This window comes from Johannesbaptistia floridana, from assembly GCF_057440575.1.
Genome location: NZ_JALKVM010000062.1, coordinates 1 through 26890, shown reverse-complemented (window position 1 = coordinate 26890; position 26890 = coordinate 1). Strand labels below are relative to the sequence as shown.

At 36.8% G+C, this 26890-nt stretch carries 23 protein-coding genes and 1 pseudogene; 19 read left to right on the top strand and 5 right to left on the bottom strand.

All coding sequences use genetic code 11. The annotated features are described in order from the left end of the window. Positions 1–432 precede the first annotated feature (432 nt). The gene (locus tag MW688_RS04625) at positions 433–1281 is read left to right on the top strand and encodes a DUF2267 domain-containing protein (protein ID WP_486734747.1); all 849 of its coding nucleotides are present in this window, start codon (positions 433–435) and stop codon (positions 1279–1281) included. Positions 1282–1481: 200 nt separating this feature from the next. On the opposite strand, the gene MW688_RS04620 is transcribed toward MW688_RS04625, so the two are convergent. Then, a complete protein-coding gene (locus MW688_RS04620) occupies positions 1482–2270 on the bottom strand; it encodes an FkbM family methyltransferase (protein ID WP_486734746.1) in 789 nt (262 codons plus the stop codon). A gap of 275 nt (positions 2271–2545) precedes the next feature. Further along, entirely contained in the window at positions 2546–6214 is a 3669-nt protein-coding gene (locus MW688_RS04615; protein WP_486734745.1) for a helicase-related protein, read from the bottom strand. 425 nt (positions 6215–6639) lie between these two features. On the opposite strand from MW688_RS04615, the gene MW688_RS04610 reads away from it, so the two are divergent. The 5 genes from MW688_RS04610 (at position 6640) to MW688_RS04590 (ending at position 10447) form a co-directional block, all read left to right on the top strand. Beyond that, complete coding sequence (locus MW688_RS04610; RefSeq protein ID WP_486734744.1) at positions 6640–6786, top strand: hypothetical protein; 147 nt, start codon at positions 6640–6642, stop codon at positions 6784–6786. Then, entirely contained in the window at positions 6783–8627 is a 1845-nt protein-coding gene (locus MW688_RS04605) for a calcium-binding protein (RefSeq protein ID WP_486734742.1), read from the top strand. Before MW688_RS04610 ends, MW688_RS04605 begins: the two co-directional genes overlap by 4 nt. A gap of 451 nt (positions 8628–9078) precedes the next feature. Continuing rightward, a complete protein-coding gene (locus tag MW688_RS04600; RefSeq protein ID WP_486734741.1) occupies positions 9079–9327 on the top strand; it encodes a hypothetical protein in 249 nt (82 codons plus the stop codon). A gap of 254 nt (positions 9328–9581) precedes the next feature. After that, the gene (locus MW688_RS04595; RefSeq protein WP_486734740.1) at positions 9582–9893 is read left to right on the top strand and encodes an addiction module antidote protein; all 312 of its coding nucleotides are present in this window, start codon (positions 9582–9584) and stop codon (positions 9891–9893) included. A 200-nt stretch (positions 9894–10093) separates the two neighbouring features. Beyond that, entirely contained in the window at positions 10094–10447 is a 354-nt protein-coding gene (locus tag MW688_RS04590; protein WP_486734739.1) for a hypothetical protein, read from the top strand. A 317-nt stretch (positions 10448–10764) separates the two neighbouring features. Here MW688_RS04590 and MW688_RS04585 read toward each other — a convergent pair whose 3' ends face one another. Continuing rightward, on the bottom strand, positions 10765–12459 hold the full coding sequence (locus MW688_RS04585) for a DUF3352 domain-containing protein (protein ID WP_486734738.1): 1695 nt from the start codon (positions 12457–12459) through the stop codon (positions 10765–10767). Between the two features lie 79 nt (positions 12460–12538). Here MW688_RS04585 and MW688_RS04580 point away from each other — a divergent pair, with 79 nt between their 5' ends. Beyond that, positions 12539–12889: a rhodanese-like domain-containing protein gene (locus MW688_RS04580; protein ID WP_486734737.1), complete on the top strand. Its 351-nt coding sequence runs from the start codon at positions 12539–12541 to the stop codon at positions 12887–12889. A gap of 90 nt (positions 12890–12979) precedes the next feature. Further along, entirely contained in the window at positions 12980–14026 is a 1047-nt protein-coding gene (gene hrcA / locus MW688_RS04575) for a heat-inducible transcriptional repressor HrcA (RefSeq protein ID WP_486734736.1), read from the top strand. A 97-nt stretch (positions 14027–14123) separates the two neighbouring features. Here hrcA and MW688_RS04570 read toward each other — a convergent pair whose 3' ends face one another. Next, entirely contained in the window at positions 14124–15893 is a 1770-nt protein-coding gene (locus MW688_RS04570; RefSeq protein ID WP_486734735.1) for a peroxidase family protein, read from the bottom strand. A gap of 221 nt (positions 15894–16114) precedes the next feature. Here MW688_RS04570 and pyk point away from each other — a divergent pair, with 221 nt between their 5' ends. After that, positions 16115–17875, top strand: a complete 1761-nt coding sequence (pyk, locus tag MW688_RS04565) for a pyruvate kinase (protein WP_486734734.1) — start codon at positions 16115–16117, stop codon at positions 17873–17875. Here the strand turns inward: pyk and MW688_RS04560 are convergent. Continuing rightward, on the bottom strand, positions 17872–18336 hold the full coding sequence (locus MW688_RS04560; protein WP_486734733.1) for a hypothetical protein: 465 nt from the start codon (positions 18334–18336) through the stop codon (positions 17872–17874). The two genes, pyk and MW688_RS04560, sit on opposite strands and share 4 nt — an antisense overlap. A 132-nt stretch (positions 18337–18468) precedes the next feature. Between MW688_RS04560 and MW688_RS04555 the strand changes: the two genes are divergently transcribed. From MW688_RS04555 to MW688_RS04510, 10 genes and pseudogenes are all read left to right on the top strand, one after another. Continuing rightward, positions 18469–18816, top strand: a complete 348-nt coding sequence (locus MW688_RS04555; protein ID WP_486734732.1) for a rubredoxin — start codon at positions 18469–18471, stop codon at positions 18814–18816. Between the two features lie 69 nt (positions 18817–18885). Then, positions 18886–19881 (top strand): photosynthesis system II assembly factor Ycf48, encoded by a 996-nt coding sequence (locus tag MW688_RS04550; protein ID WP_486734731.1) that lies wholly within the window; start codon positions 18886–18888, stop codon positions 19879–19881. A 205-nt stretch (positions 19882–20086) separates the two neighbouring features. Then, the gene (gene psbE, locus MW688_RS04545; RefSeq protein ID WP_486734730.1) at positions 20087–20338 is read left to right on the top strand and encodes a cytochrome b559 subunit alpha; all 252 of its coding nucleotides are present in this window, start codon (positions 20087–20089) and stop codon (positions 20336–20338) included. 42 nt (positions 20339–20380) lie between these two features. Beyond that, positions 20381–20515, top strand: a complete 135-nt coding sequence (gene psbF / locus MW688_RS04540) for a cytochrome b559 subunit beta (protein WP_486734729.1) — start codon at positions 20381–20383, stop codon at positions 20513–20515. 16 nt (positions 20516–20531) lie between these two features. Then, entirely contained in the window at positions 20532–20651 is a 120-nt protein-coding gene (gene psbL, locus MW688_RS04535; protein ID WP_486734728.1) for a photosystem II reaction center protein PsbL, read from the top strand. A 22-nt stretch (positions 20652–20673) separates the two neighbouring features. After that, the gene (locus MW688_RS04530; protein ID WP_486734727.1) at positions 20674–20793 is read left to right on the top strand and encodes a photosystem II reaction center protein J; all 120 of its coding nucleotides are present in this window, start codon (positions 20674–20676) and stop codon (positions 20791–20793) included. A gap of 88 nt (positions 20794–20881) precedes the next feature. After that, complete coding sequence (queF, locus tag MW688_RS04525) at positions 20882–21274, top strand: preQ(1) synthase (RefSeq protein WP_486734726.1); 393 nt, start codon at positions 20882–20884, stop codon at positions 21272–21274. A 492-nt stretch (positions 21275–21766) separates the two neighbouring features. Beyond that, positions 21767–25393, top strand: coding sequence for a two-partner secretion domain-containing protein (locus MW688_RS04520; RefSeq protein ID WP_486734725.1), 3627 nt, complete (start codon positions 21767–21769; stop codon positions 25391–25393). A gap of 222 nt (positions 25394–25615) precedes the next feature. Then, positions 25616–25750, top strand: a pseudogene (locus MW688_RS04515) (DDE-type integrase/transposase/recombinase); the annotation flags it as partial. 99 nt (positions 25751–25849) lie between these two features. Beyond that, the gene (locus MW688_RS04510) at positions 25850–26827 is read left to right on the top strand and encodes a nucleotidyl transferase AbiEii/AbiGii toxin family protein (RefSeq protein WP_486734724.1); all 978 of its coding nucleotides are present in this window, start codon (positions 25850–25852) and stop codon (positions 26825–26827) included. The last annotated feature ends 63 nt before the right edge of the window (positions 26828–26890 follow it).

Below are 26890 nucleotides of genomic sequence, written 5' to 3'. Positions count from 1 at the left end.
ACCCTACAACTACAACTCTACAGGCTACGTACAGGCTACCTTCTTACTCATTACTTATTACTCGTTACTTCAAAACTCATGTTTGGTGCGTTACGCTCACGCTAACACACCCTACAACTACAACTCTACAGGCTACGTACAGGCTACCTTCTTACTCATTACTCATTACTCGTTACTCATTACTCATCATGTTGGGTTATCTCCCTGCCCAACCTACAGGCTACGTACAGGCTACCTTCTTACTCATTACTTATTACTCGTTACTCATTACTCATGTTTGTTGGGTGTAGTGACCAAGGGCCAAACTTACAGGCTAAATTTTACATTCTACCTACAAAATATCCCTCTGAATGTAGATGCTAATTGGCAGAGAAAATAAGTAAGCTACTATTTGTATGAGAAATATTAGTAAATCAAAGGAGATTAACAATTATGCCAATTAGATTAAGAGAAGATGTTATGTATATTCTGTTAGAAAAAATAAATAAAAATCAAGGAGAGAAAATAACCTTTGACAAAACTGACTTTACAGGAATGTCCCTCTCGAAATCGGATATGATAGGACATCTAGATTATTTGAATCAAAAAGACTTTATTGAGGCAGACTTTAGCGGTAACGCCTATGCTAAACAAGAAGATGTACCTTCGGTAATAGATCCCGAGGAAGTTGATGTGAGGATTGCTAATACTTATGGCGCCGAAGATGGACCACTGCCTCACCTAATTGAGTTTCAAAAGGCTGAACTCACGGAAAAAGGAGAGAAAATACTCCAGAAAATGGAAGAAAATCTAGATAAAATTTTAGATTCAGGACCATCAATTCCAATTGTGGATAAGGATATGCCTTTTTTAGAAAAGGTAATGATAAAAGGTAATTTAGAAGATATTTTTGATGCCAAAGATATAACAGAAGTGGTGTTTCGCGTCATGCGTGATTTAATGACTACAGAAGCGGCAGATAGAGTAGCTGAAGAATTACACAAACCCGCAGAACCAACTGATAAAAAAGCGTTAAAACAGGAAATAAGCGATCTTTGGCAAGATACTAATCCTATAGTAGGCTTTCTCAGTAGAGTTCGTCCCCCTTTAGTTCAAATTGACTCAGACCTGTTTCTATTGAGAGTAAAAAACGAAGGTCCAATGCCAAAACAAACCAATGTAAATCAAGTAGTTACAGCAGTATTTTCAGCTACTAAAGAAGAATTGTCCCAAGATAGAGTGAAAGAGATTACTGGTTGGATGCCAGAGGGAAAAGTTAAACAACTTTGGCAAGAAGCTTAAACCTCAGGGGGTGGCAACAAGGTTGATAAAAGACAGTAGTTACACCTAAGGGTTAATTATGTACAAGTTAGAAGCTTCCCCACTAGATGAGCGATCGCTCATGACATAGTTTTGGCGTATATTGTAAATAAACTTAATAAATGAACATACTCCTACAGCAAATCCAAAGATTATGCTGTAGGCTTCATACTGGAAAATATTTAAGCTTGTTTTACATAAATATCGCCGTAAAAATAGCTGGGCATTTTAGGTAGTTCTTCTTCATAAAATTTTTTAAATGAATCTAGCTTCCACCATTGAGTTCTTAAGAACTTTGTTTGATTACTTACGTCAAATTCATCAAAAGCTTTACTTGCAAGAACATTAATATCAATGTCTTGATTCAAACTCACTAAATATTCTATGCACTCTAAAGCTTTCATGCGTTGTTTATCTGTTAAATGGTACTCAAATGAGTACATCTCAAGAGGGGATGTTAAACCTTTGAGAACATTAATTTCAAATCCTTCTACATCAATTTTACAATATTTAGGTTTTCCATAATTAGCAATCAGTGTATCTAATGTTGTCAATTCTACTTCTATTTTCTCGTCAATACGTTCTTCTGGTTTAGGTAAAAAACTTGCAGCTCCCATATTCAACTTAGAAGTATATAAAGTTAAACTGCCGGGTTTGTCTCCAACACCTTTATGAATACAAGTAAAATTAGGATTTTTGCCAAATCTACTCATAAGTATTTTAACACAATATGGTTGTGGTTCTACGGCAATTACTTTGGCTCCACAAGCCAAAAATATATCTGTTTTATCCCCAATATTTGCGCCTATATCGAAACATAAATCTCCCTCTTTTATAAAAGTGCTGTAAAAATCTTTTTCTATTTGCAAACGTTGAAAATAAGATTTTTTAAATAGTTTTTTATACAAATTATCTGAAAAATTGTATAAGTTAAGTGCCAATAAAATTTCTTTGATTTTTCTTTGTTTCATACTTTTACTACATATTTACCTTAATTTTATTAACTTGCAAAAATGTAAAAAATTCAAGACTATAGGAATATATCTTCAAGTTAAGACATTCTAAATTAATAAAAGTAGGTTAGAGCTTAACTCTTATAACCTTAGTTAATTTTAGATTAAGTTGGGCAACTCTGAGCATTTTTTTGTGGGTTGCTACACTTACCATGACTTAGCTCAACAAACCAGTACTTTTGTACTAAACTTGAATGAGCGGACATAGCGCTATATCAGCGGAAGTGGGGAAGCTAGGTTGAATCTTTATCTTCTTCAGCAAGAAGCAGATTAATAACATTTAACTCTTGAGAATTAAATAGATACTGATGAGTAAAAAACTTCTGTCTAATTTGGGAGAGGGTATAACTTCTAAATAAAACAAAAGGAAATTGCTGATACTGATAACCAATAGGGAGAAAATCAGAAACAGAATAGAGAGACTTGAGATAGTATTCTAAAATCTTTCTAAAAGATGTTTCCTCCTCCTCTTCCACTTCATCAAAGTATTCAGAGAGAATTTCTAAATTCAAAAGAGTAAATAGAGGGATAGCATAATATTGATCCGTATATTTGCTCTTGTCAGCTAATTGAAGACTTCTTTCGCATTCCGGGGCAATTTCCTGAATTAAATCTATAGCCTGCTTAGTCGCTTGACGAAGATTTTGATTATACTCAGGATTCTTTCTAATTCTCTCCAACTCCTCTAGAAGTTTAGAGGAGTTTGAGCGCAAAATGTTAGTTAAACTAAGATAATAATTTTCCCTAAGTTTAGAGGTAATCGGCACAATCAGTAAACTACCTACTAAATAACTTGATTCCAAATTACCCAACTTCAACAATTGGTCTAAGCCTTGATTGATACCCCGAGAAAAAGTTGATTGAAAAGTTTCTAACTGAGATAAATAAGATACCTCTGAAGATTGTGCCAACTTATCCACAGAAAAATTAGTTTGATGGAGAAGAGACTTAATTTTCTGACAAATATCACCGAGACTTTGTTTTTCGGGATTGAGACGAAACTCTTGGGTTAAAAGTTCTAAAAGATGATTAATCCTACTAGAAAAGCTTTCTCCAGCAGCAGTAATCCCTTTACCTCCAATGGGAATTAAGATAACATCATGACGGCCTAACTTACCAGCGCCATTAATTCTAGTCATTATTGATGCTTTTAGCAGTAAGAGAGTATTGAGAATGTTAAAAATTGCTTCTTGTTTCGATAAAACTTGGTCTTGGTCAGGATAATAAAATACCTTTTCTGCTAAGTAAAATATCAGTTGTTTGGTTTCTTGGTCTAATTTATAGTCACCTCTACCGCGATAAATTACCTGGAGGATTTCCATTAAATTTTGTTCTGCTTGGAAATTCGGTATCTGGACTAAGATATGTTTAACGTGGGGAAAAGATAAACCACGGCTACCCGCAGAAGTCATTAAAACTAGTTTAATATCAGGATTATTTTTATACTGATGGAGGTTTTGTTTATCTATTTCCGATAAGTTAGATTTTACTTCTAGATAGTCTTGATTTTTTTGGAGTGGGCGTCCCAATTTTTTACTTAACTTGTCTAGAATCCTATCTAATTTTTGTTTATCTTGAATATAGAGAAGAATTTGACCAGGTTGTGACCAAAGTTGTTCTAAATCACTGAGAATAGTTTGGTCTAATTGAGTGATCAGATTTTTTTGTTCATTAGTGAGGCGATCGCTATTTTCATTAAATTCTTTAGCTTCCAAAAAAACTTTATAGGTTATCTCTAAACTTTTGGCGGGGTAGGAGTTAGCATTAATTACTGTTGCTGGTTGATTTTGGAATTTAAAAGAGGTTTTAGTCAAAGCTTGACCTGTAGACTTAGCTTTTCTAAAAAATATTTTATCTGGTTCAGGAGATTTATCCCTCAAATGTTGTTCAATGACGCTATCTTCAACAATAGAAGCATCAGCCACAATCACCTTAGTATTAAAACCGTGATTTGGGTGGAATAGTTGATATCTTTGACAAAATTTATGGATACCGTGAAGGAATTCTACACCGTTTTCACTGCCAGTAATTTCATCTATCATAATAATTAGATGTTTAATCCGGCGAGAAATAGACTGCATTTTACTAGAAATCACCTGATTTTTAGTAGAGTTATAGGCATTCTTAAAAATTTTATGAAGATGTTCTAAAGTATCTCCCCATTCTACTTTTTTCTGAGCTTGTAGAGAAGTTGTGGCGACTATTTGGTTAGATAATTCTCCTTCAATAACAGTGTAAATAGCTTCAGAAAGACTAGCGAGAACTCCCTTACGGGATTCAGTTTTTACACCAATAGTATCTTCCCCTTTGCGTTCTAAATTAGAGGTGAGAGAATAATTAAAGTTTTGGGTTGCTGTCATGGGGATAAATCTAACTGATTTTTTAGTTAAATCTCCTGTATAGTTGCCGGAGATATATTCTACGCTATGTTGATATTTAGAGTATGAGTTATTGTTAATGGTGTGAGAATTGGTAGTCAGACAAAATAGGCGGGGGTCACAAAGTTGTCCTTGATGTTTAAATTTTTCAATGATATCTAAATTTACTTGAATTCTGGGACTGACATAGATAAATAAAAAGCCTTCATCTAGATGTTCTTGGAGAAATTTGACTACAGCGGTGGTTTTTCCTATGCCGGGATTCCCTGTTAAAAATAGATAATTGTCTTTAGTTTTTAAAGCTTGGGTAATCAGGGTGGCGTGGGCATCTCTTAAAAATAAATGATTAGGTAGATTTAATTCTACTGCTGTATCTGGAGAAATAACTCCTGCTGTATTAGTAAAGTTATCGATTGTTTCTGTGGAGGTAACTATCTGACTTTGGCGAGGGGGGATTGCCATTAACTTCTCCACAAATTCTTTACCATTGTGAAAACTGCGACCAGCTTGACGTTTAATTAAGTTAATCACCTTTTGTCTGATTTGTTGCTTATCTCCCTGTTCTTTGTCTTGACGGTAAATGTGGTAGCAGTTTTCTAGTAAGTTAATATTTTCTGGAGTAACCGTCAAAGAACTGATGTGGCGATCGCTATAACCTATGGCACTAATATTTAACTGTGTTTTCGAGTTAATTATCTGTTGTTTTTGTAAGAATTGATAGAAGCTATAGGCATAACTTCCTGCTTGAATTAGTTTCAAGCTTTCTTTATTTTTATTCTTAACTGTCAAGGCTGTAAAATAGTCTTTTATTCCTAAAGCGAACCCATAATTTTCTGTTTTCCCTGTATCAATGCGTAGACGAGTAAAGATACTTTTTGAGCGTAAATAGTTGACTTCTTGGGTTAACTGCTTTTTAATCAACTCTACAAATTCTAAGTTAGCTAAATCTTGGGTAGCGTCTACAGAAAATATTGAAGTATCCACTACTAGTAGGCGATATTCTTGTTTATATTTCCATAATATTAAGGTATCTGCCTTCAGAAATTCTCCTTTTTTTTGATACTGCTTTATTTGATTTTCCAGTTGATTTTTATCTAAATTTTTGACAATATCTGCGAATTGAGCTAAGATATTAACATCTAAGCTATAATCGCCCATACTATGTGTATTTAGACTATTTTCATCAATAAAACTACACTGATAGTAGAGTACCTCTACACCCTTCAAACGGTTTCCAAACTGAGATTGACAGTATTCACGAACAAAATTAAGGCCCCCCAAGAAGCCTTGAAGTAGTATAAGCTTACTCCAAGACTCAACAATGTTTTTATTCACCTGACTAATAATAGAGGAGTGTTTAAGCAACTGAGTAAGTAGCTTATCGAATTGTAAAGCTGCCAAATCAAACTGGTAAAAATCTATCCAAGGTTTACCGATTTGGTGTTGTTGTAGATAGGCAAGAATGCCAGTATTGAAAGCTATTTCAAATAATCGGCCTTGTTCTTCTCTTAATCCTTCGCTCATGTAGTTAAATAAATATCGAATACTTTATTTTAAGCGTAATTGAGAAAGAACATATTAAACAGATAAGCTTCTAAATATAAGATAAAGGCGTATTCAGTATTTTTGTTCTCAAGCTACGATCTTAGGCTCAAGAGAAATGAATTTTTCCTGAAGTAGGGGCGCTCATACTTGCGCCCTTATTCTGGGGCTTCTAATTAAACAGATAAGCTTGCTGAATACGAGATAATTAACGGTGCGTTAACGAAGTGTAACGCACCCTACATTCTGCCTTGTTTTTCACTTAATCCTTCACTCAAGTAAATAAATAAATATCCAATAGTTAAAGAGAGCGATCGCAAAATACTGGAAGTAAAAAGTAAGAAAATTATACACGACTTACTAGAATATGATATTGTGTTGAAATAAAATTACAGGAGCAATAACTAATGGCTATTATATACGTTAATGATGATGCGACGGGACAAAACAATGGTTCTAATTGGGGTAATGCCTTCAACAGTTTACAAGAAGCGTTAATTGCAGCCCAGCCTCAAGATGAAATTTGGGTATTGGATATTTATTTAATTATGTGAGTGCAGAGGGAATTTATACACCAACAGAAGATACAGATAGAGAGATTTCTTTTGAGTTAAAAAATTTTGTGAGAGTTTATGGTGGTTTTGCAGGGGATGAAACCAATCTAAATGAGAGAGATTTTCGAAATAATCTAACTATTCTGAGTGGCGATTTAGGCATACAAGATAACAATACTGATAATAGCTTTCATGTAGTTCGTGCCGAGAATTTAAGTGCTAATAGCTCATTGGATGGCTTTACCATCACTGAAGGAAACGCTATTAATGGTGGTACTGGGGGAGGAGGTATTATAAATCTTGATAGCAGTACAAATTATCAAAATTTAATTATCGAAAATAACCAAGCTCAATTAGGTGGAGGATTATATTCCGAAGGCGAAAGTAATTTAAACATTAGCAACAGTATTATTAGAAATAATTTAGGATTAGAGCAAGGTGGTGGAATCTATCTTTTGAATAGAAATTTTACAATTACTAATATTATTAACGTTTTATTTGATAATAACATAGCAGCAATTGGTGCAGGTTTATATTCAAGAGGTAGTGCTGCTGCTACAAAGCGTATAATAAATAGTACATTTGTTAATAATGTAAGTGATGATGGTAGTGCCATCGGAACGGTATTTAATGATGGTAATAATGAACTAATTAATAGTATAATTTGGGATAATACTAGTACTAGTACTGGTAACCAAATAAGTGGTAATATTTCTGTTTCTAATTCTATTGTTGAGGGTGGTTTTGAAAATGCAGTTGATGTGGATCCTCTTTTTGTAAGTGATGATAATTATCGACTGCAAAATAACTCACCTGCGATTAATGCTGGTAATAACGAAGTTATTGAAGAGTTGATTATACCAATTGAAGAAGATTTAGACGGTGAGCCCCGAATTTTAGGAGGAACTGTAGACCTTGGTCCTTACGAAACCATCAAAATTAATGAGTTAAATGGCACCAATAGCAGCGAATTACTAGAAGGTACCAACGATATAGATATCATCTCTGGACGTGGTGGCAATGATACTCTCGAAGGACTAGACAACGATGATACCCTTGACGGTGGCTTAGATAACGATTCCATCGAAGGAGGCAACGGCGATGACCTTTTGATTGGTAAAGATGGTGATGATATCCTTGATGGTGGACGTGGTAATGATACCATGCGTGGTAGCGATGGTGATGATACTTATATAGTGGACTCTCTCGATGACATCACAGAAAATGAAAAACCAGATAGTGTGATTAATGGTATCGACACAGTTATCTCCTCAGTAGATTGGGCTTTAGGACCAAGAAGTCGCAATATTGAAAACCTGACAGTTACTGGCGACAGATTTGTTGCGGGAATTGGCAACCGATTAAATAATATTGTGATTGGTAGTGATGCCAAAAATCGCCTTAGTGGTGGTAGTGGAGATGACTCTCTAAGTGGAGAAAGACAAGAAGACCGTTTAATCGGTAATGATGGCAATGACTCTCTGCTTGGGGGTTTTGCTGATGATTTACTCGAAGGTGGTCAAGGTAGAGACAGATTTCAAATCGGCAGTGTCAGACATGGAGTTGATACGATTGTTGATTTCGTTGTGGAAGCTGATTTTCTGGAATTATTTCAATCAGGCTTCCGCAATGGATTAGAGATTGGTTTCTTGGATGAAGCTAATTTCTTAACCATTCCTACTTTAGAAGATTTCGACAATAATTTAGATTTAGGAATAGTTTATGGTACCAGAGATGGTGCTGTAGCTTATATTAATCTAGAACAAGAGATTGAGTTAACTCAAATAGCCCAGTTAGAAGGTAGTCCTGAGTTAGCGGCAAGTAATATTCGGATTGTTTAGCTTTTTGAGCATTGTATTTGGAAAATATTGTTACTAATTAAACAGATAAGCTTCTGAATACAAGATAATTTACGGTGCGTTACACTTCGTTAACGCACCCTACGGTCTTTAGAAGATTTCGACAATAATTTAGATTTAGGAATAGTTTATGGTACCAGAGATGGTGCCGTAGCTTATATTAATCTAGAACAAGAGATTGAGTTAACCCAAATAGCCCAGTTATAGCAATGAGCAAATAGATGTTTACAGTTATTATGAAAAGCCCCCCGAGTTTGCGGGGGGTTGGGGGGATCATTTATCTAAATATTGTTAACACTACAACGCTCATTGCTATAGAAGGTAGTCCTGAGTTAGCGGCAAGTAATATTCGGATTGTTTAGCTTTTTTTTGGTTGCCAACTATAGTTTGCACGTGTATAATAAAGTGTAGATTGTGTAATTATACCTAAAAAATGAACCCTAAACAGATTATCGTCTTTCAAGATGATAATGGCAAAGAACCTTTTAATGACTGGATTCAAGGCTTACGAGATTCGGCTACTCGTCGTCGCATCTTACAAAGGATTCTACGTTTACAAAGTGGAAATTACGGTGATTGCCAATCATTGAAAGGAGGTATTTACGAACTCCGGTTGATGTTTGGTGCAGGGTATACTCAGATCTTGCATCTTTATCAAAAGTTACTTGTGGTGGTTGAGTAATGAGTAATGAGTAATGAGTAATGAGTAAAAGAATTTATGTTAAACCCCTTGGAGACAAAGATTATAGAGAATTAACCATAAAGGACATTTTTCCTTAAAAATTAGTACATAAGTTCTGGTGGAAGATATGAGGTATAGGGTTTATTTTGGTGAAGATGGTGACACAATCGTTGTTTTACTTTGTGGAGGTGATAAATCGACACAAAAAAAGGACATTGAAAAGGCAAGAGTCTATTGGCAGGAGTATTTAAACAATGACAAAGTATAGAACTTTTGAAGAGTTGACTGAAGATTATTTTAAACTTCATCCAGAAGAAATTGACGATTTTCTCTCAGAGAATTTTGCTGAATATGCTAAAGACGGCGACAGTGCTGCTTTATTATCAGCTTTACGGATTATTGCCCGTGTGAAAGGAATTTCTGCTTTAGCAGAAGAAGTGGGGATGACTCGTCAAGGCTTACAAAAAGCTCTATCGAGTAAAGGCAATCCTCGTCTTGATAGCATAAGTGCGATTATGCAATCAATGGGTTATAAATTAATGCCGCAGAAAATCAATATGTCTTGATCATAGCTTATTGAAATAAAGTTTTATTTGTATGAGTTAAGATTAATGCTGTTGTTATCTTAATTTGTATTCAATCGATTCTCATTTTTCTCGCTATCTTCTTAGTATTTTTTAAGTTTTGATCAAGTATTAACTCAGTTTCAACCTCGATACTAATAATCAAGACAAACAAAACAGATAATTTAATCGAGGTAAATAAAATGAAACGCTTAATTATAGGTTCAATAGCTACAATCACTCTAAGTTTAGCACCAGGTTTAGCCTTTGGTTCTGAAGTTAGTAATCTTCAAACAAAGTCAGCAGATACATCTACTAGTTTAGTAAATCAGACTAAGCCCTTTAACTTAGTATTTTTAGGCAAACAAGGCTTCTTTGTAGACCAAGGTATACCCAGTGGCGCTATTTTTCTACATTCAATCAATACAGGAAAAGTTACCGCAGAATCATTAATTGAAGCAGGTATTGCCGAAGGAAGACTTCACCCTGAGACAATTAACGACCAAGGGTATATCTCATCAGTGGAAAATGTTTTAAAAGATTTAGATCGCAGCTAAAACTTAGATCTTGCATCCTTTCCAAAAGTTACTGGTGTAGTGAAATGCACGAATTCGTTGTGACAGGTTGCCAAAAATGAATTTTTCCTAAGTAGTAGGGGCGCTCATACTTGCGCCCTTCTTCTGGGGATCATACTAATTAAACAGATAAGCTTCTGAATATAATATAATTAATGGTGCGTTACACTTCGTATTTCGCACCCTACATTCTAAATACAAGATAATTAATGGTGCGTTACACTTTGTTAACGCACCCTACATAATGTTTTTTTAACTAGGATTTATTACCGTTGAATAGTTACCCTTTGTAGACTTTTTTATTCTTGCAAATTAAACAAAATATTAGCTTGTTTAATTCCCGAATCTGAATCAGTTTCTAAACTAGTAATAGTTAGAGATTGTAGATGATCAAATAGAGGTCTTGCCGATAATTCTAAAACTCGTACTAGAGGAAACTGTTTTTCTAAAATTCCTCGACCTGTTTCCCAATCAAGATAAACATAACCCTGATTTTCTTGAGGGAGTAAACTAACACTATCTACCCAATTCTGATTAGAAATCAAAGGAGATTCTGAGGCAGCTAAAGCTTTAGCTAAAGCTTCTAAAGAAGAACTAAGAATAGAATATTTACCGATATTGGTATGAACTCCCTTAACCTCAGTATCGAGACGAAAAGATTTACTGATACTAGAATCAGGCTGAGACAATTGAGACCAAACTACAGTATTGCGGTTAAAAAGTGGAATAGTATTAACACTATTACCTTTAGCTTTAGCTAAGTCATCAAGATGTGCTATGGCTTCCTCTGAGTTAGCATCAGGAACTTGTTCTACCACAAAAATCCAATCACTTTTTCTCTTACCAGGTAAAGGAATTAAACCTAAGGCATATTCTCCTTCTACCCAACTAAAAATATCTTGGGGTAAATCAACCTCTTTAACACTATCTACTACTTTTTCTAAAACAGGTTTTAAAGCAGGATAGGTAGCAGTAGCATCAATTTCCTCAGTTTCGGTGGTGAGAGAAGTCCAAAATTGGTCTAAATCAGTCCCAGCGATCGCCAGAATGCTTTCTGAGGGGAGATAATTTAAAGCCTCTACAGGCTTAGTGAGTGATGCTTGACCCTCTGCTTGCTGAGGCAATCCAATGATTGCTGTTTGGGCTAACAATCCTTGGGGTTTCACGGAAATTGTGGTAGTTAGTAATTGATTTATATCGGGGGTTTCTTGCCAAGGTAAATTACTAATCCAAGCTGACACAGCGGGAAGATTGAGATAAACTACACCAATACGAGGGTCTACTAAAGAATTAATAGCTTTTTGGTAATTAGGAGAATTAAGTAAACTAAGTTCAGTAGCTTGAACATTATTAATAGCATCTTTAAGGACTTTAGGATGATTAGCAAACAGGACAAATTCTCCCACCACGGCACTGGCGGCGATATTATTTTCAACTCCCACAAGTTTAGGTTTTTGATAGATTAAATTAATACCCTTGTACTGTTCAAATATTAAATCAGAAGTTCCCGCCAAGGCTTTTTTCGAGTAGGAAGCTTGTAGGAATTGACGGGCTTTCTCTGGTTGTTGAGTAGCGGTTACTAACAAATAACCAGGTTGATTACCATTGTCACTATTGCGGTCAAAATCCAAAGAAGTAACAGCTATAGTGATTTCTTCCCCCAACCAATCTTTAATATCCTCTTGATAATCTAAACCCAAATTAGCCAGTAAGCTTTTTTTGAGTTGAGTTAATTCTTTTTTTGCTTGACGACGCTTACCTACAGGTGCGGTCAATTGCCTAAGACTCTCTAAACGTTCAGGATTTACTAACAAAGAGGCCATCAAAGGCGCCTGTTTAGGCACAAACATTGTTCCCGTTGGTTGTGTTTCTACTCCTCCCCCTAAAAGACGAAGGGCGCTTTGGTTAATAATCCAAGTAAAACTACCCACAGCAAGTAAAATTAGTAAAGCTGAACCTACTGCTAAAGTTAAAAGAAGAGAACGCAATTTCATTAAAAATTTTCCATAATTATAATTAGTTTTCTTTTTTAACATTATCATCAATTAATATCACTTTAATCTTGTATTATCTATGTCTATCAATCATCCACTCAACAAAATCAGTGTAGAAGAATTAGCTAGTCGTCTTGAGGAAAAAGACGAAACATTGCAATTAATCGATGTTAGAGAACCAGAAGAAGCAGAAATAGCCTCAATTCCGGGATTTCAATTGCTGCCTCTGAGTCAATTCAATCAATGGTCAGAGGAGATTCCCACGCGGTTTGAGCCAAATGTAGAAACTTTGGTAATCTGTCATCATGGTGTTCGTTCGGCTCAAATGTGTCATTGGTTACAGAGTATCGGTTTTACCCAGGTTAAAAATATTACTGGAGGGATTGATGCCTATAGCGTGATCGTAGATTCAACTATTCCTCGCTACTAAGTCAGTGTAGGTTTTTGGAAAAAGCGCTATACTAACATCAAAAACTAATTTAACCAACTTTTCAAAAATAAAAAAATTACTATTGGGCTAATGTCTGTTCAAAACCATCTCAATGAGCGCCATCAGCATATTCTCAAGGCTACCATTAAGCATTATATTGCTACTGCTGAGCCTGTTGGGTCAAAAACTTTAATTGACGAATATGATTTTAGCATTAGTTCAGCTACTATTCGTAACGTGATGGTGAAATTAGAAAAAGCCGGCTTACTATACCAACCTCATACTTCAGCAGGACGTGTTCCTTCTGACGAAGGTTACCGTATTTATGTAGACAAACTAATCACGCCTAATTACCATTTAGAAAAAAAAATAGAGGAGTATTTTCAAAAGCAACTCGAATATAAAACTCTCAGCTTTGAATCATTAATTCAAAAGGCAGCTAAGTTAATTGCTTCTGTCAGTGGTTACATTACCCTGATAACTACTCCTCAAACTCACACTAATCAATTACGTCATTTACAATTGTTACTTACGGAATCTGAGCAAATAATCTTAATTATAGTGACAGATTCCTATCAAAGCCAGTCTTTTTTAATTGAATCACAAGGAGAAATATTTAGTGAAGCCGAGTTACAAATTTTATCTAACTTTTTAAATGACCATTTAAAAGGCCGCTATATTTTTGAATTGGGTAACATAGATTGGCATAATTTTCAAGAGATGGGAAAATACGCTCAATTCTTATCGAAACTGTTCAGCGATTTTGCCAATCAAATAAAATTAGATAAAACTTGTCCTATTGTAATGCACGGCATCTCAGAGATACTGCGACAACCAGAATTTTCTCAACCCCAGACAACTCAAATGTTGTTTTATCTTCTAGAAGAACAAAAAGAGGAAATCTGGCCCCTGATTTCTGCCACATCAGCCTCAGTTTCTCAAGTTAATATTCGTATAGGGTCAGAAAATGATTTAGAACCAATGCGTAACTGTAGTTTAGTTTCATGTACTTATAGACAAGGAAACTTACCAGCAGGGAGTATAGCGATACTTGGTCCTACGAGAATGTTGTATGAAAATACCATTTCTCTGGTAAAATCAGCAGCAAGTTATCTCTCAAAAATATTAACAGGATAGTGATTAATTTTGTGAAAACTATTGTTACATTACTGCTGATTTAGTTATTAGCGATCGCCATCGGGTGAAAATCAGTATTTATATCAAATGCAAATAATCAAAACTTCTGAGGATATTTAGTAAAGAAAATAATGCCAAAACCAAGTAAAAAAATGACTGTAGAGGGTTCGGGTACAGTGGTAGCCGTATAAAAAAAGGCATCATCCTGGATATCTTCAATAGTAGAATTACGAGTCACTAAATCAGATAAAGTAGTGTGAGTAATCTGGGGATCTAAGAAAGTCAAAGTATCTAAATGATTCAAATAAAAAAAGCGATCTCCATCACGTAGCCTTCTAAATTGGTCAGCCACAATAGTTCCAAAAGTTTCTCCCAAAATAACCTTAGATTGATAGGGCTTTTCTGCTAAACCTCCCACCCATAAATCTAGATCATCTACAGACAAATAAATTCTACTCAAACGATCACTAATAAATAAATCAGGATTAATCTCAGTAAAACTATTATAGGGAGTCAAACCAAGATTACTACGGACATAATTGAGACTACCTAAACCGACATCTCTACCCCGTGCAATATTAACAGCGGCTAAATCATTACCACCACTAGCCGCGGGGAACATAAAATTACGTAATTCATCTACTAAAAAAGGGTCAAAAGCTTGAGATGTTTGGGAAGCAAGACCCATTAACAAAGAATCAGCGCCATTATCGATAATTTCTTGAGTATTGAAGAAACTCTCATTAAGGGGCAACTCAGCGATAATATTGTGATTCTGATTAACTCGAAGTAAACTAGGAGACAGGGTGGTGTGACCAAAACGAAAAGCAGCATTAGCAAATTCTTCGCTGACGCTGGCATTGACCTGAGGATTATAGCCAGTATACTCGCCCAAGGCATCATCTGTGATTAACAAGGGTAAAAATTCATTGTAGGTAATAATTTGAATTTGAGCTGTAACAACTCTTCTAGCCCCTTGGAATAAAAATTCATCTTCACTTAAACCCGAATCTCTCAAGGCTTTAATTAATTGTGAATCTCCGGCATCTAGACGGCTTTTCAATTCTCTAGCGAGACGATTATGTTCTCTCACCATCAGAGTATGAGTAGCTATTAACCCCAACTGCTCATTAACTCGGGCATCACCTGCGGCAAAAAGTTGATCGCGCTCAATTCCGAGAGGGTTAGCAAGAGGTACATTGACTTGACTCGCTCTTGGTAATAATTCTTCTCCATTGATCATATCAGTTTTTAATAATCCATCAGTAAATGTTCGCAGTTGATTAGAGATACTCACGGAAGAACCATAAACCATAGAGGCATCTATATAGGCAGTTATCTGATTATGATGTTCTGCGGGTACACCGGGAATAGCAGTACCTGGAACTATTTCATTTCTAGTAAAGGGAATACCAAAAGGGGAGTAGAGAGAATCTGGTTTACCTGTAGCAATATCAATAGGATTAACAGGAATATTACTAGGAGGAGCACCAGATTCTGGTTCATTCAAACTAATATCATGATCTACAAACTGACCCCATTGAAATAACCAACTACTTATATTGAGAGAATTAGGTAGAGATTGTCCATCTTGACGCACCACTATATTACTAACATCCCGGGGATTAGGAAGTGTCGTCACACCATCACTAGCTAAAGAGCGAGGACTGGAGTAGCCATCTTCATAGGCGGGTGGAGCTAGTCTGATTAGGGGTGTATGGACTTTTCCCCAGTCTGAATTCACTAAGTTGTTGTTAGAACCATCAAAACTAGGAAATTCTAGAGCTTGAGCCGGAACTATTGCTATACTAGCAACAAATATAGCTGTTTTAAACTTTAAAAATAAACTATAAAAGTACATAGTCATTCAGTATAATTAACTAATGAATAAGCCAATTATATGAAAATGCCCATTAATATTGTGACCGCCTGAGGTGGTCACTTGTACTTAGCAGCTTATCAATTTTGAATATTAATAGTAGAGGAGTGCTGTATAATCAAAAGCTATCGATTGAAGTTTGAACAGACTCTGTAAAATAGAAATATTTTCCTCAAGGCCAAATAATACTAATAGTATATGTAATTCCTATGCAATTTAGAAATTTTCCTAACCGCACGAAAATAGTAGCTACTCTAGGTCCAGCCACTAAAGATCCGGAAATACTGCGCCAAATTATTAAAGCAGGGGCAACTACCATTAGGTTAAACTTTTCCCACAATAATCATCAATACCATCAAGAAAGTATTCGTTTGATTCGCCAAACAGCCTATGAATTAGACCAACCTGTGGCAATTTTACAAGATTTACAAGGGCCCAAAATTCGTTTAGGAGAATTTAAAGAAGGCAATATTATTCTCAAACCCGGAGATCCCTTTGTGCTTACCAGTCATCCAGTTGAGTGTAATCAACAGATTAGTTCTATTAGTTACCAGTATCTTGCTGAAGAAGTCCCAGCCGGGGCAAAAATCCTTCTTGATGATGGCAAAGTAGAGATGCAGGTAGAAAACATTAAACCTGGGGCAAAAGAACTACACTGTCGAGTTGTGGTAGGTGGAGTACTTTCAAGTAAAAAAGGGGTTAATTTTCCCGGGGTGTATCTTTCGGTTAAAGCCTTAACAGAAAAAGATAGAACTGACTTGATGTTTGGTTTAGACCAAGGGGTAGACTGGGTAGCGTTGAGCTTTGTACGTAACCCTCAAGATATTTTGGAAATAAAAGACTTAATTGCTAATAGTGGGAAGTCTGTACCAGTAATCGCCAAAATTGAAAAGCACGAGGCTATAGAACAAATGGAGTCTATTCTCTCCTTGTGTGATGGAGTGATGGTGGCTAGGGGCGATTTAGGGGTAGAATTACCAGCAGAAGACGTGCCCATCTTGCAAAAACGTTTAATTACTGTGGCAAATCAGTTAGGAATACCTGTAATTACAGCCACACAAATGTTAGATAGTATGGCCAATAATCCTCGCCCCACCCGCGCTGAAGTTTCCGATGTAGCCAATGCCATTTTAGATGGCACTGATGCGGTGATGTTATCTAATGAAACAGCCGTAGGGAAGTATCCTGTAGAAGCAGTAGCAACCATGGCAACCATCGCCCAACGCATCGAAAAAGAGGAGTTTAACCTCCGTAATTACCCGGTTAATAAATCTTCGGTGCCCAATGCGATCGCCGGCGCTGTCAGTCAAATTGCCCACCAGTTAGATGTGGCCGCGATTATGACTTTAACTAAAACTGGTGCTACAGCACGTAATGTTTCCAAATTTCGCCCTCAAAAACCAATCCTTGCTGTAACTCCTCATGTTAGCATAGCTAGACAGTTACAAGTTGTCTGGGGAGTTAAGCCTTTATTAGTACTAGATTTAGCATCTAATACCCAAACCTTTGAAGCAGCTTTAAACGTTGCCCAAGAAAAAGCTTTGTTAAACAATGGAGATTTAGTGGTGATGACAGCAGGAACTGTACAAGGGGTTTCGGGTTCTACAGATTTAATCAAAGTGGAAGTAGTTAAATCTATACTGGGTACAGGAGTAGGTATTGGTCAAGGATTAGTTACAGGGAGGGCCAGAGTTGCTAGTCATCCTCAAACCTTAACCCACTTTAACCCGGGTGATATCCTGGTGGTTCCCTCTACGGATGCTGATTGTGTGGAGATGATTCGCCAAGCATCTGGGGTAATTACAGAAGTAGGACGCTTTAACAGTCATGGCGCCCAAATTTGTCTACGTTTGGGTATACCAGTGATTGTAGGTTTTGAAGAAGCGACTAAAATCATTCGCGACGGAGCTATTATTACCCTTGATATTAATCGAGGTTTAGTCTATTCTGGCTTAAAAAGCAATGTTTAGACAGTTTTATGAGTGTGGGGATGTTGCTTGATATTATCTTCTTGGCGAACCACATTCACAGCATTAAGCACTCGCTTACGTTCTAAAGAATAGTTAAAATCATCACGAAGTTGACCTAGGGGAATGTATTCTTGAGCGTTGGGACGACTTTTATAAGTACGTGCTGCCGCTATCATTCTACTAGTAAAATCATCACAGAATTGGGTAGATGAGGGAAATTCGGGAGGCATTTTTAAGTTTTCTTCATCTACCAATTCATTAATTAATTTGCCACAAGCAAACTGGTAAGAAGTAGCGATTCCTTTGATAATAGCTTCTAAAGCCGCAGAAGGTATGGGTTCAATGATTTGAACTTGATGATACTCCCCATCTTCCTTGAGAAAACAAGTTGCTAAACCAAAAACACAGTAATCATCTGAATTAATATCTTGAGCCTGATTAAGCAAACTATTAACACTCATTTTAAAATCCGTAAAACTTTAACTTAATCATGCTATCACATTAACCTTGAAGATGAGAAACAAATAAAGATTAAAAAAAACTCAAAATATGTCATAATTTGTTACAGAACAATTAAGATTTGCTTAAGAGCGATGAGCGATCGACCAGAAGAAAAAACTATGTCTGAAAAAGCCCCAGCTAACTACGAATGTCGTAGCTGTGGCTATGTGTACGAACCTGCCAAGGGAGACGGAAAGAGTAACACAGAACCTGGGACTCTATTTGAAGACCTTCCTTTAGACTGGCGTTGTCCAGTATGCGGAGTACGGAAAGCTCAATTTCAAAACGTAGGGGCCAGCGGCGCTCCATCAGGTTTTGAAGAAAATCTCAAATACGGATTAGGAGTAAATACACTCACTCCCAATCAGAAAAATCTGCTCATTTTTGGAGCTTTAGCTTTAGGATTTATTTTCTTTATTAGTCTTTATGGTCTCAAGTAAAACTCCCTAATAGCAAACAAGATTTAGCACATTAAAAAGCTTGATAGTTACAAATTTAACTGGTATTCTATGAAAAAATTGCAACAAATTGTTATAATTGTTATATTTGCTGTTATCAGCGCAGGATGTAGCGGTTTACCATCTACAGAAAATAGTCCCTGGAAGGTGATAAATCTGCCGACAGAAGCGACTTTCGCAAATATAGCATTTACAGAAGATAGCAATCACGGTTGGTTAGTGGGAACCAAAGCTACTATATTTGAAACCAAAGACGGCGGAGATACTTGGATTCCTAAAGTCATAGATTTTGGTGAAGAAAAAATTAGCTTTACAGATGTAAGTTTCTACAAACAGGAAGGATGGATTACTGGTGAACCAGCAATTCTACTCCATACAACAAACGGTGGAGAAACTTGGGAACGTGTACCCCTAAGCTCAAAGTTACCAGGAGCTCCAGAAGGTATCCTTGCCCTAGGTCCCAATTCAGCAGAAATGGTGACTAAGTTAGGAGCAATATATAGAACGGAAGACGGAGCAAAAAACTGGAAAGCTTTAGTAGAAGGGTCAGTGGGTGTAGCCAGAACAATTAATCGCGCACCTAGCGGGGAATATGTAGCGGTTTCAGCAAGAGGTAACTTTTACTCAACTTGGGAACCAGGACAAACCGAATGGACTCCCCACAACCGAACTTCTTCAAGAAGATTGCAAAACATGGGCTTTGGTAAAGACGGAAGACTATGGTTACTCGCACGAGGTGGACAAATTCAATTTAGTGAACCCCAAGAATGGGAAAATTGGACAGAAGTAAAATATCCAGAATTTTCTACAAGTTGGGGTCTATTAGATATGGGTTACCGTACACCAGATGAAATATGGGCAGCAGGAGGAAGTGCTAACTTACTTCGCAGCCTTGATGATGGAGAAACCTGGGAAAAAGATAGAACGGTAGAAAATATACCATCCAATTTTTATAAGGTAGTCTTTATCTCTCCTGAACAAGGTTTCGTTTTAGGTCAAGAAGGTGTTTTGCTAAAATATCAACCAGAAGCAGGAGAAGAAGTATAGAAGGGTTAGCTTTCTATCTGAAAATGTCAACAGGAACTTCCATAAATGCTTAAAAATTAGCCGAAGGCAAAATTGAGTAATAGCCTTGTAGTGAACCGGGTAAATTGAGAATTTTCTTGCGTCAAAGACACAGGGGATGTAAAACTAGAAATAATCAACATGAGAGAAAAAGGTTAAGGAAAACAAACTTAAGGAGGAATGAAAAATGTCAGGTAGCACCGGAGAAAGACCGTTTTCAGATATTGTAACTAGTGTACGTTATTGGGTGATTCACAGCATAACTATCCCGATGCTATTTATTGCCGGGTGGTTATTCGTAAGCACAGGCTTAGCTTATGATGCTTTCGGAACACCTCGCCCAAACGAATACTATACAGAAACTAGACCGGAATTACCAATCGTTGAAGACCGCTATCAAGCAAAAGAGCAAATAAAAGAGTTTAACGCCAAAGAATAAAAAGTAAAAACGATAAATACAGACAATAAAAGGTGAAAAAAGATGACTAGCAATAATCCTAATCAACCAGTTTCTTACCCAATTTTTACAGTAAGATGGCTATCAGTACACGCCCTAGCTGTACCGACTGTCTTCTTTTTAGGCGCAATCGCCGCTATGCAGTTTATTCAAAGATAAAAACAAAGATAAAAAAATGGACAGAAATTCTAATCCAAATAAACAACCAGTAGAACTAAACCGTACTTCCCTATATTTGGGTTTACTATTAGTCGCAGTTCTTGGTATTCTCTTTTCTAGCTACTTCTTTAACTAATTAATATCAGGAGGCTACAATTATGTCTGGAGAAGCTCGTATTCCACTATGGGTGGTCGCAACTATCGCTGGTATGGGCGTAATCTTTATAGTTGCCCTATTTTTCTACGGCGCTTACGCGGGAGTAGGTTCAGGTCAATAATCTAAACCTGTAACGGGAAAAGCATTCTAGTGAAAAGCCGTCATCTCAGCCGAGATTGGCGGTTTTTTGTCCACAATTAGCAAAGAAGATGTTTATTATGACTAACTCAGAAGTAAAATACGGAGAAAGAGCCATTGCTGAGGGGAAATTAATCACTTTTCCTAATCCTCGTATCGGCCGTCATTATCAAATAGAAATTACTTTACCAGAATTTACCTGTAAGTGTCCTTTTTCTGGTTATCCTGATTTCGCTACTATTTATCTTATATATACTCCTGATCAAAAAACAGTAGAGTTAAAATCACTGAAACTCTATATAAATAGTTATCGCGATCGCTATATTTCCCACGAAGAATCAGTAAATCAGATTCTTGACGATTTAATCGAGGCTTGCGATCCTCTGAAGATTAAAATTAGAGGAGATTTTACTCCCCGGGGTAATGTTCATACTGTGGTTGAAGTTGAACATCATAAAAGTTAGCGGTTAAAAGATAGATTGTTAGGTTTCGTATTCCAAAAACCCAACCTACAATCTATATAAATAGTTATCTCACATCTTCCACCAGTACTTATGTACCAAATTATTGTGTTCATCCGTTCCCCGGATTTAAAATCCGGTTTAAGAAAAGCATCAGGAGAACAAAAATACTGAATATGTCTTTTTGGTCAACCAATTTTTAAGGGCGATCTCATTACTTCAAAACTCATTACTTCAAAACTCCAAAGCTTAGTACTTCAAGACTTCAATACTTCTTACTCGTTACTCATTACTCATTACTTCAAAACTCATAATTCATCCACAACCAGTAACATTAGGTAAAGATGCAAGATCTGAGGTTATGGCGATCGCTAGATTTGTCAATAAGCATCAAGAAATTGTGTAGAAAAAAAACTTGTAGCAAGGTAACCTAGAAGAAAAGCGCACTGCGTAGCGGATTTTGCACGAAATCGCCGATAAAGATTAAAAATAACTATGCTCAAATTAACCCCTAAATTCCTAATACCCTATCTAGTTTGCCTGGGTGGTATTCTCTCTAACCCCGTAGCCGCCCAGATTATCCCCGATTCTACCCTCGGTTCAGAAAACTCTCAGGTAACATCAGATACAATTCAAGGGGTAGAGAGCGATCGCATCACAGGTGGTGCAATTAGAGATAGCAATCTCTTTCACAGTTTCCGAGAATTCAATGTAGAAGCAGGTAGAGGTGCCTACTTTGAAAATCCCGCTCAAATTGAAAATATTCTCACTCGCGTCACCGGGGGCAATATTTCCAATATCCAGGGCATCTTAGGAGTCTTAGGTAACGCCAATTTATTTTTAATTAATCCCAACGGGATTATTTTTGGTCCTGATGCTCAACTAGACCTACAAGGCTCTTTTATTGGGACTACAGCAGATAGTGTGATTTTTGAGAATTTTGAATTTAGCGCTACTAATCCCCAAGCCCCCCCATTACTGACTATAGATATTCCTCTTGGTTTAAGATTGAGAGACAATCCGGGGACAATTAATAGCAGTTCCGTGTCACTACAAGTAGAAACAGGAGAAACCCTAGCCCTAATTGGCGGTGACATTACATTAGATGGAAGTGTAATAGTATCACCAGACTCTTCAATAGAAATAGGAGGCTTAAGTGAAAATGGGGTAATTGCTATTAGGGGAGATTTGAGTTTCACCTATCCTGAAGATATAGAAAGAAGCAATATCTTATTAAACGAGTCAGAAATAGATGTGGGTGGTACAGGTATAGGGGAAATCAAAATTAATACTTTTGATTTAGAGATGTTGAATAGTAGTCTATTTACAGGTATCAATCCAGAAGTAGAGGCTACATCAACAGTACCAAGAGATATTAAAATTAATGCCCAGGGAGATATCAGTGTAGATGGAGGATTTATCGCCAATATTGTCTTAGGCATCGGTAATAGCGGCGATATTGAAATTATCACCGATTCAATAGAAGTAATTAATGGAGCACAGATATTAACTGATACCTTTGCACAAGGAAATGGTGGCAGTGTAATCATAGAAGCTACAGGCTTAGTTAAATTAGATAATGCTAGTATTTTTAGCGATGTCAACCCTGGTGCAGTAGGAAATACGGGGGGAATAGAAATTAGTGGTAATTCCCTTGAGGTAAATGGTGGTTCGATTATATCTGCTACTATTTTTGGTACTGGAGATACGGGAAGTATAATGATCAAAGCAACAGACTTGGTTAAATTTGATACAGAAGGAGCTGACCCTCTTTCAGCCAGTGGTGCTTTTAGCCGCGTTAACCTGGATGCAGTAGGAAATAGTGGGGGTATAGAAATCAGCGCCAACACCATAGAAATACTTAACGGTATACAGATATCTGCGAGTACTTTTGGTGAAGGAAATGCCGGAAGTATAATTATCAAAGCTACTGACTTAGTTAAATTAGATGGACAAACCAGCGATGGTGTAAACCCTACTAGTGTTGCCAGCATTGTTAGCCAAAACACAGTAGGAAATGCAGGAGGCGTGGAAATCATTTCCGACAATATAGAAATAAGTAATGGTGCGAGAATATCCGCTTCTACCTTTGGTATTGGAGATGCAGGAAGTGTAATTATCAAAGCTACAGGCTTAGTTAAATTCGATGGCCAAGGTGGCAACAACGAAAACGTCTTTTCTAGTGGAGCTTTTAGCCAGGTTAACCCAGAGGCAGTAGGAAATGCCGGAGGTATAGAAATTAGCGCCGAATCAGTAGAAGTACTCAATGGAGCCCAAATCAATGCTAGTACCAGTGGTGAAGGAGATGCAGGGAATGTAAATATAGAAGCCACAGGCTTAGTTAAATTTGATGGCCAAAGTAGGGATGGCGAGGCAGCTAGTGCGGCTCTTAGCATTGTAGACACAGAGGCAATAGGAAATGCCGGAGGTATAGAAATTAGCGCCGACTCAGTAGAAGTACTCAATGGAGCTCAGGTATCAGCAGAAACTCGTGGTGAAGGCAGTGCCGGAAGTGTGATTATTAATGCCACAGGCTTGGTTAAATTAGATGGCGAAGATAGAGATGGTGAGGCCATTAGTGCTGTACTTAGCAATGTAGATGAAGATGCAGTAGGCAATGCAGGGGGTATAGAAATTAGTGCCGACTCAGTAGAAGTACTCAATGGTGCCCAGATAGATGCTAGTACTAGAAGTGAAGGAAGTGCGGGAAGTGTAATTATTAATGCCAGAGGCTTGGTTAAATTTGCAGGCACAGATAGAGATAATGTAGCAATTAGTGGTGCTTTTAGTCAGGTAAACTCAACTGGTCAAGGAAATGCAGGGAGTGTAGAAATTAGCGCTGATTCAGTAGAAGTACTTGATGGCGCACAGGTATCTAGTACTACTTTTGGTACTGGAGATGCCGGAGGTGTGATTATCAATGCCACAGAATCAGTTAAATTTGATGGCACAGATAGAACGGGAGAGGGACCAAGTGGTGCTTTTAGTCGCGTAGATACAAATGCAATTGGTAATGCAGGGGGTGTAGAAATTAATGCTAACTCCCTAGAAGTAATTAATGATGCACAAATAGATGCTGATAGTAGAGGTGAAGGCAATGCAGGAAATATTATTATCACTACTAATAATTTTACCGCTACTACCCAAGGTTCTGTACAAACTAATACCAATAGTTCTCGGAACGCAGGAGATATTATATTTAATATCAACGATACCCTCAGCTTAACTGAAAGTACCATTGAATCTAGTACCTCTCCAGAATCCACTGGCAATGGTGGTAGTATTTTTATCGACCCGGTGGAAGTTAATCTCACTGATAACTCCGCCATTAGCGTTAATAGTCAAGGTCAAGGCGATGGAGGAAATGTAACTATCATTGGAGATAATCTCACAGTTACCAACAATTCTCAAGTTTCTGCCGCCACTGCTAGTGGTGAAGGTGGCAATATTAACCTTGATTTTACCAATCTGTTACAACTTGATAATAATAGTCCTATTACTGCTACAGCAGGAGGTACTGGTAATGGTGGTAATATTGAAGTTCAAAGCGAGTTTGTAGTTAATTCCAATAACAGTGACATCACCGCTAATGCTTTTGAGGGTAGAGGTGGTAACATCTTCATTAGCGCCCAAGGTATTTTTATCGATAATAGTAGTAACATTACCGCTAGTTCTGAGTTAGGAATAGATGGCGTGGTAGAAACAGAGACACCCGATTTAGACCCAACTCAGGGATTATTAGATTTACCATCTACAGTAGTAGACCCAAATCGACTTATTGCTCAAAACCCTTGTACACAAAAAGAAAAGAGCGAATTTGTGATTGTAGGAAAAGGGGGTTTAGCTGAAACTCCAGATCAATTATTAACTCAACCGTTATCTCAAGCAGAATGGATTGAACCAGTAAATAATAATTTGGAAACAGAAGGAAGTTCTAGTAACAATTCAGAAAATACAACTTCAGCAACCATAAAACCCGCCCAAGGCTGGATAATCAACCCACAAGGACAAGTAACTTTAGTAGATTACATAGTTTCTGAGACTAGCCCACAAAAAAGGCCAATACCTTCTAATCCCTACCTTTGTGGACAACCTGACGGGGTGACAACCAGGTTGAAGTGAAGGCAGATTTTAGGTTTGCTGGTTTTTTTGTCGTCCCCATCAAGACATCGATTTTAATCAAGAACTTCGACCCCCATGATTTGGTAGTGTAATAAAGCTGTTGACAAAAAAGTAGATATATTCTACAATTACACAAGAAAAAATAAAGTGCGATCGCATTGTATCGCCTTGTGATGACTGTTTAAATTCAAGTAACTTGTCCAGAATGCTACACGACCTTGAGTAGATGAAACCTATATTAAGGTCAAAGGGAAATGGAAATATTTGTATAGAGCTATTGACAGTAATGGTAATACTTTAGACTTTATGCTGAGTGCCAGAAGGAATGGTTTAGCCACAAAGAGATTCTTGCTCCGTCAGAAGCGCCGAGGAGACCTCGGCGCGGGCGGTGATAACTCTTAAGAATAATAAAAACAATATGGATCTAAATTCAACTTTTTTCTTTAGTGAGATGGGATGATGAGAAATAAGATTGATTTTAATGATGAGGGACAAATTCCCCAAAAACTACCTTTCCTTGAAGATATTTCTTGGCAAACTGATAATGTATATAAATTCTCACCTCGTGAAATGTTGCAACGTTATGAAAGAGGTTGGAGATATAGAGAAATTTTCCAAAGTATGACGGAAACTGAAAGGGAATTTATCAAAAAACTATCTGTTAAATATGATTCTTGGCTAGATACTGCAATTATGACTTTTCAAAATCCTCATCACAAAAATATTTTAAAGGTTTTAACAGATTTAAACTCTAATTTATTAGAGAGAAACTATACTTATTTTGGCGGTGGTACAGTCATCGCTCTGGATAATCAAGAATATAGATGGAGTAGGGATATTGATTTTATTTGTGCAGTTACATCTCCTGGTTACAGAAATTTAAGGACTTTTATCTATGAAAAAGGCATACAATCTTTATTTGTCGCCGATTCCAATATACAAGTCAAAAACCCGACAATAGATCAATATGGTATTCGTTTTGTTTCCCACACTGATGAGTTTAAAATCAAAACTGAAATTATTGCCGAAGTCCGCTTTCAATTAGATTCTCCTCGTTATCCTCAATGGAGTCCAGTGCCTTGTCTTAGTATAAATGATTGTTTTACCTCTAAATTACTAGCCAATAGTGATCGCTTTATGGATAATTCTGTGAAATCAAGGGATTTAATTGACTTATGTATTTTAAGAGTCAATAATTCTCTGAGTCAATTAGCTATAGAAAAAGCTCAAAATGCCTATGAAGTAATACGTCCTCTGCAAAATGCGATCCTAAGATTTCAAAATCTACCTGAGTGGCGTTTTCACTGTTATGAAAGTTTGCAAATAAATAGTGATAGTATTCCTATTATTATTAATGGACTTGATTATTTAGCTGTTGATTTGGGCTTAAACAAGACTTTAAGAGAGTTTAAAGAACAAAATCCTCTATTCTGATTTCACGGTTCCTCATATCAAAGCACCAGTACTTATGTACTAAATTAACCTCAGAAAAAGTTC

What these genes read in the sequence shown, in the direction of transcription:
- MW688_RS04625 (WP_486734747.1), top strand. Translation starts at nt 433, where the DNA reads ATGCCAATTAGATTAAGAGAAGATGTTATGTATATTCTGTTAGAAAAA.
- MW688_RS04620 (WP_486734746.1), bottom strand. Translation starts at nt 2,270, where the DNA reads ATGAAACAAAGAAAAATCAAAGAAATTTTATTGGCACTTAACTTATAC.
- MW688_RS04615 (WP_486734745.1), bottom strand. Translation starts at nt 6,214, where the DNA reads ATGAGCGAAGGATTAAGAGAAGAACAAGGCCGATTATTTGAAATAGCT.
- MW688_RS04610 (WP_486734744.1), top strand. Translation starts at nt 6,640, where the DNA reads ATGGCTATTATATACGTTAATGATGATGCGACGGGACAAAACAATGGT.
- MW688_RS04600 (WP_486734741.1), top strand. Translation starts at nt 9,079, where the DNA reads ATGAACCCTAAACAGATTATCGTCTTTCAAGATGATAATGGCAAAGAA.
- MW688_RS04595 (WP_486734740.1), top strand. Translation starts at nt 9,582, where the DNA reads ATGACAAAGTATAGAACTTTTGAAGAGTTGACTGAAGATTATTTTAAA.
- MW688_RS04590 (WP_486734739.1), top strand. Translation starts at nt 10,094, where the DNA reads ATGAAACGCTTAATTATAGGTTCAATAGCTACAATCACTCTAAGTTTA.
- MW688_RS04585 (WP_486734738.1), bottom strand. Translation starts at nt 12,459, where the DNA reads ATGAAATTGCGTTCTCTTCTTTTAACTTTAGCAGTAGGTTCAGCTTTA.
- MW688_RS04580 (WP_486734737.1), top strand. Translation starts at nt 12,539, where the DNA reads ATGTCTATCAATCATCCACTCAACAAAATCAGTGTAGAAGAATTAGCT.
- hrcA (WP_486734736.1), top strand. Translation starts at nt 12,980, where the DNA reads ATGTCTGTTCAAAACCATCTCAATGAGCGCCATCAGCATATTCTCAAG.
- MW688_RS04570 (WP_486734735.1), bottom strand. Translation starts at nt 15,893, where the DNA reads ATGACTATGTACTTTTATAGTTTATTTTTAAAGTTTAAAACAGCTATA.
- pyk (WP_486734734.1), top strand. Translation starts at nt 16,115, where the DNA reads ATGCAATTTAGAAATTTTCCTAACCGCACGAAAATAGTAGCTACTCTA.
- MW688_RS04560 (WP_486734733.1), bottom strand. Translation starts at nt 18,336, where the DNA reads ATGAGTGTTAATAGTTTGCTTAATCAGGCTCAAGATATTAATTCAGAT.
- MW688_RS04555 (WP_486734732.1), top strand. Translation starts at nt 18,469, where the DNA reads ATGAGCGATCGACCAGAAGAAAAAACTATGTCTGAAAAAGCCCCAGCT.
- MW688_RS04550 (WP_486734731.1), top strand. Translation starts at nt 18,886, where the DNA reads ATGAAAAAATTGCAACAAATTGTTATAATTGTTATATTTGCTGTTATC.
- psbE (WP_486734730.1), top strand. Translation starts at nt 20,087, where the DNA reads ATGTCAGGTAGCACCGGAGAAAGACCGTTTTCAGATATTGTAACTAGT.
- psbF (WP_486734729.1), top strand. Translation starts at nt 20,381, where the DNA reads ATGACTAGCAATAATCCTAATCAACCAGTTTCTTACCCAATTTTTACA.
- psbL (WP_486734728.1), top strand. Translation starts at nt 20,532, where the DNA reads ATGGACAGAAATTCTAATCCAAATAAACAACCAGTAGAACTAAACCGT.
- MW688_RS04530 (WP_486734727.1), top strand. Translation starts at nt 20,674, where the DNA reads ATGTCTGGAGAAGCTCGTATTCCACTATGGGTGGTCGCAACTATCGCT.
- queF (WP_486734726.1), top strand. Translation starts at nt 20,882, where the DNA reads ATGTTTATTATGACTAACTCAGAAGTAAAATACGGAGAAAGAGCCATT.
- MW688_RS04520 (WP_486734725.1), top strand. Translation starts at nt 21,767, where the DNA reads ATGCTCAAATTAACCCCTAAATTCCTAATACCCTATCTAGTTTGCCTG.
- MW688_RS04510 (WP_486734724.1), top strand. Translation starts at nt 25,850, where the DNA reads ATGATGAGAAATAAGATTGATTTTAATGATGAGGGACAAATTCCCCAA.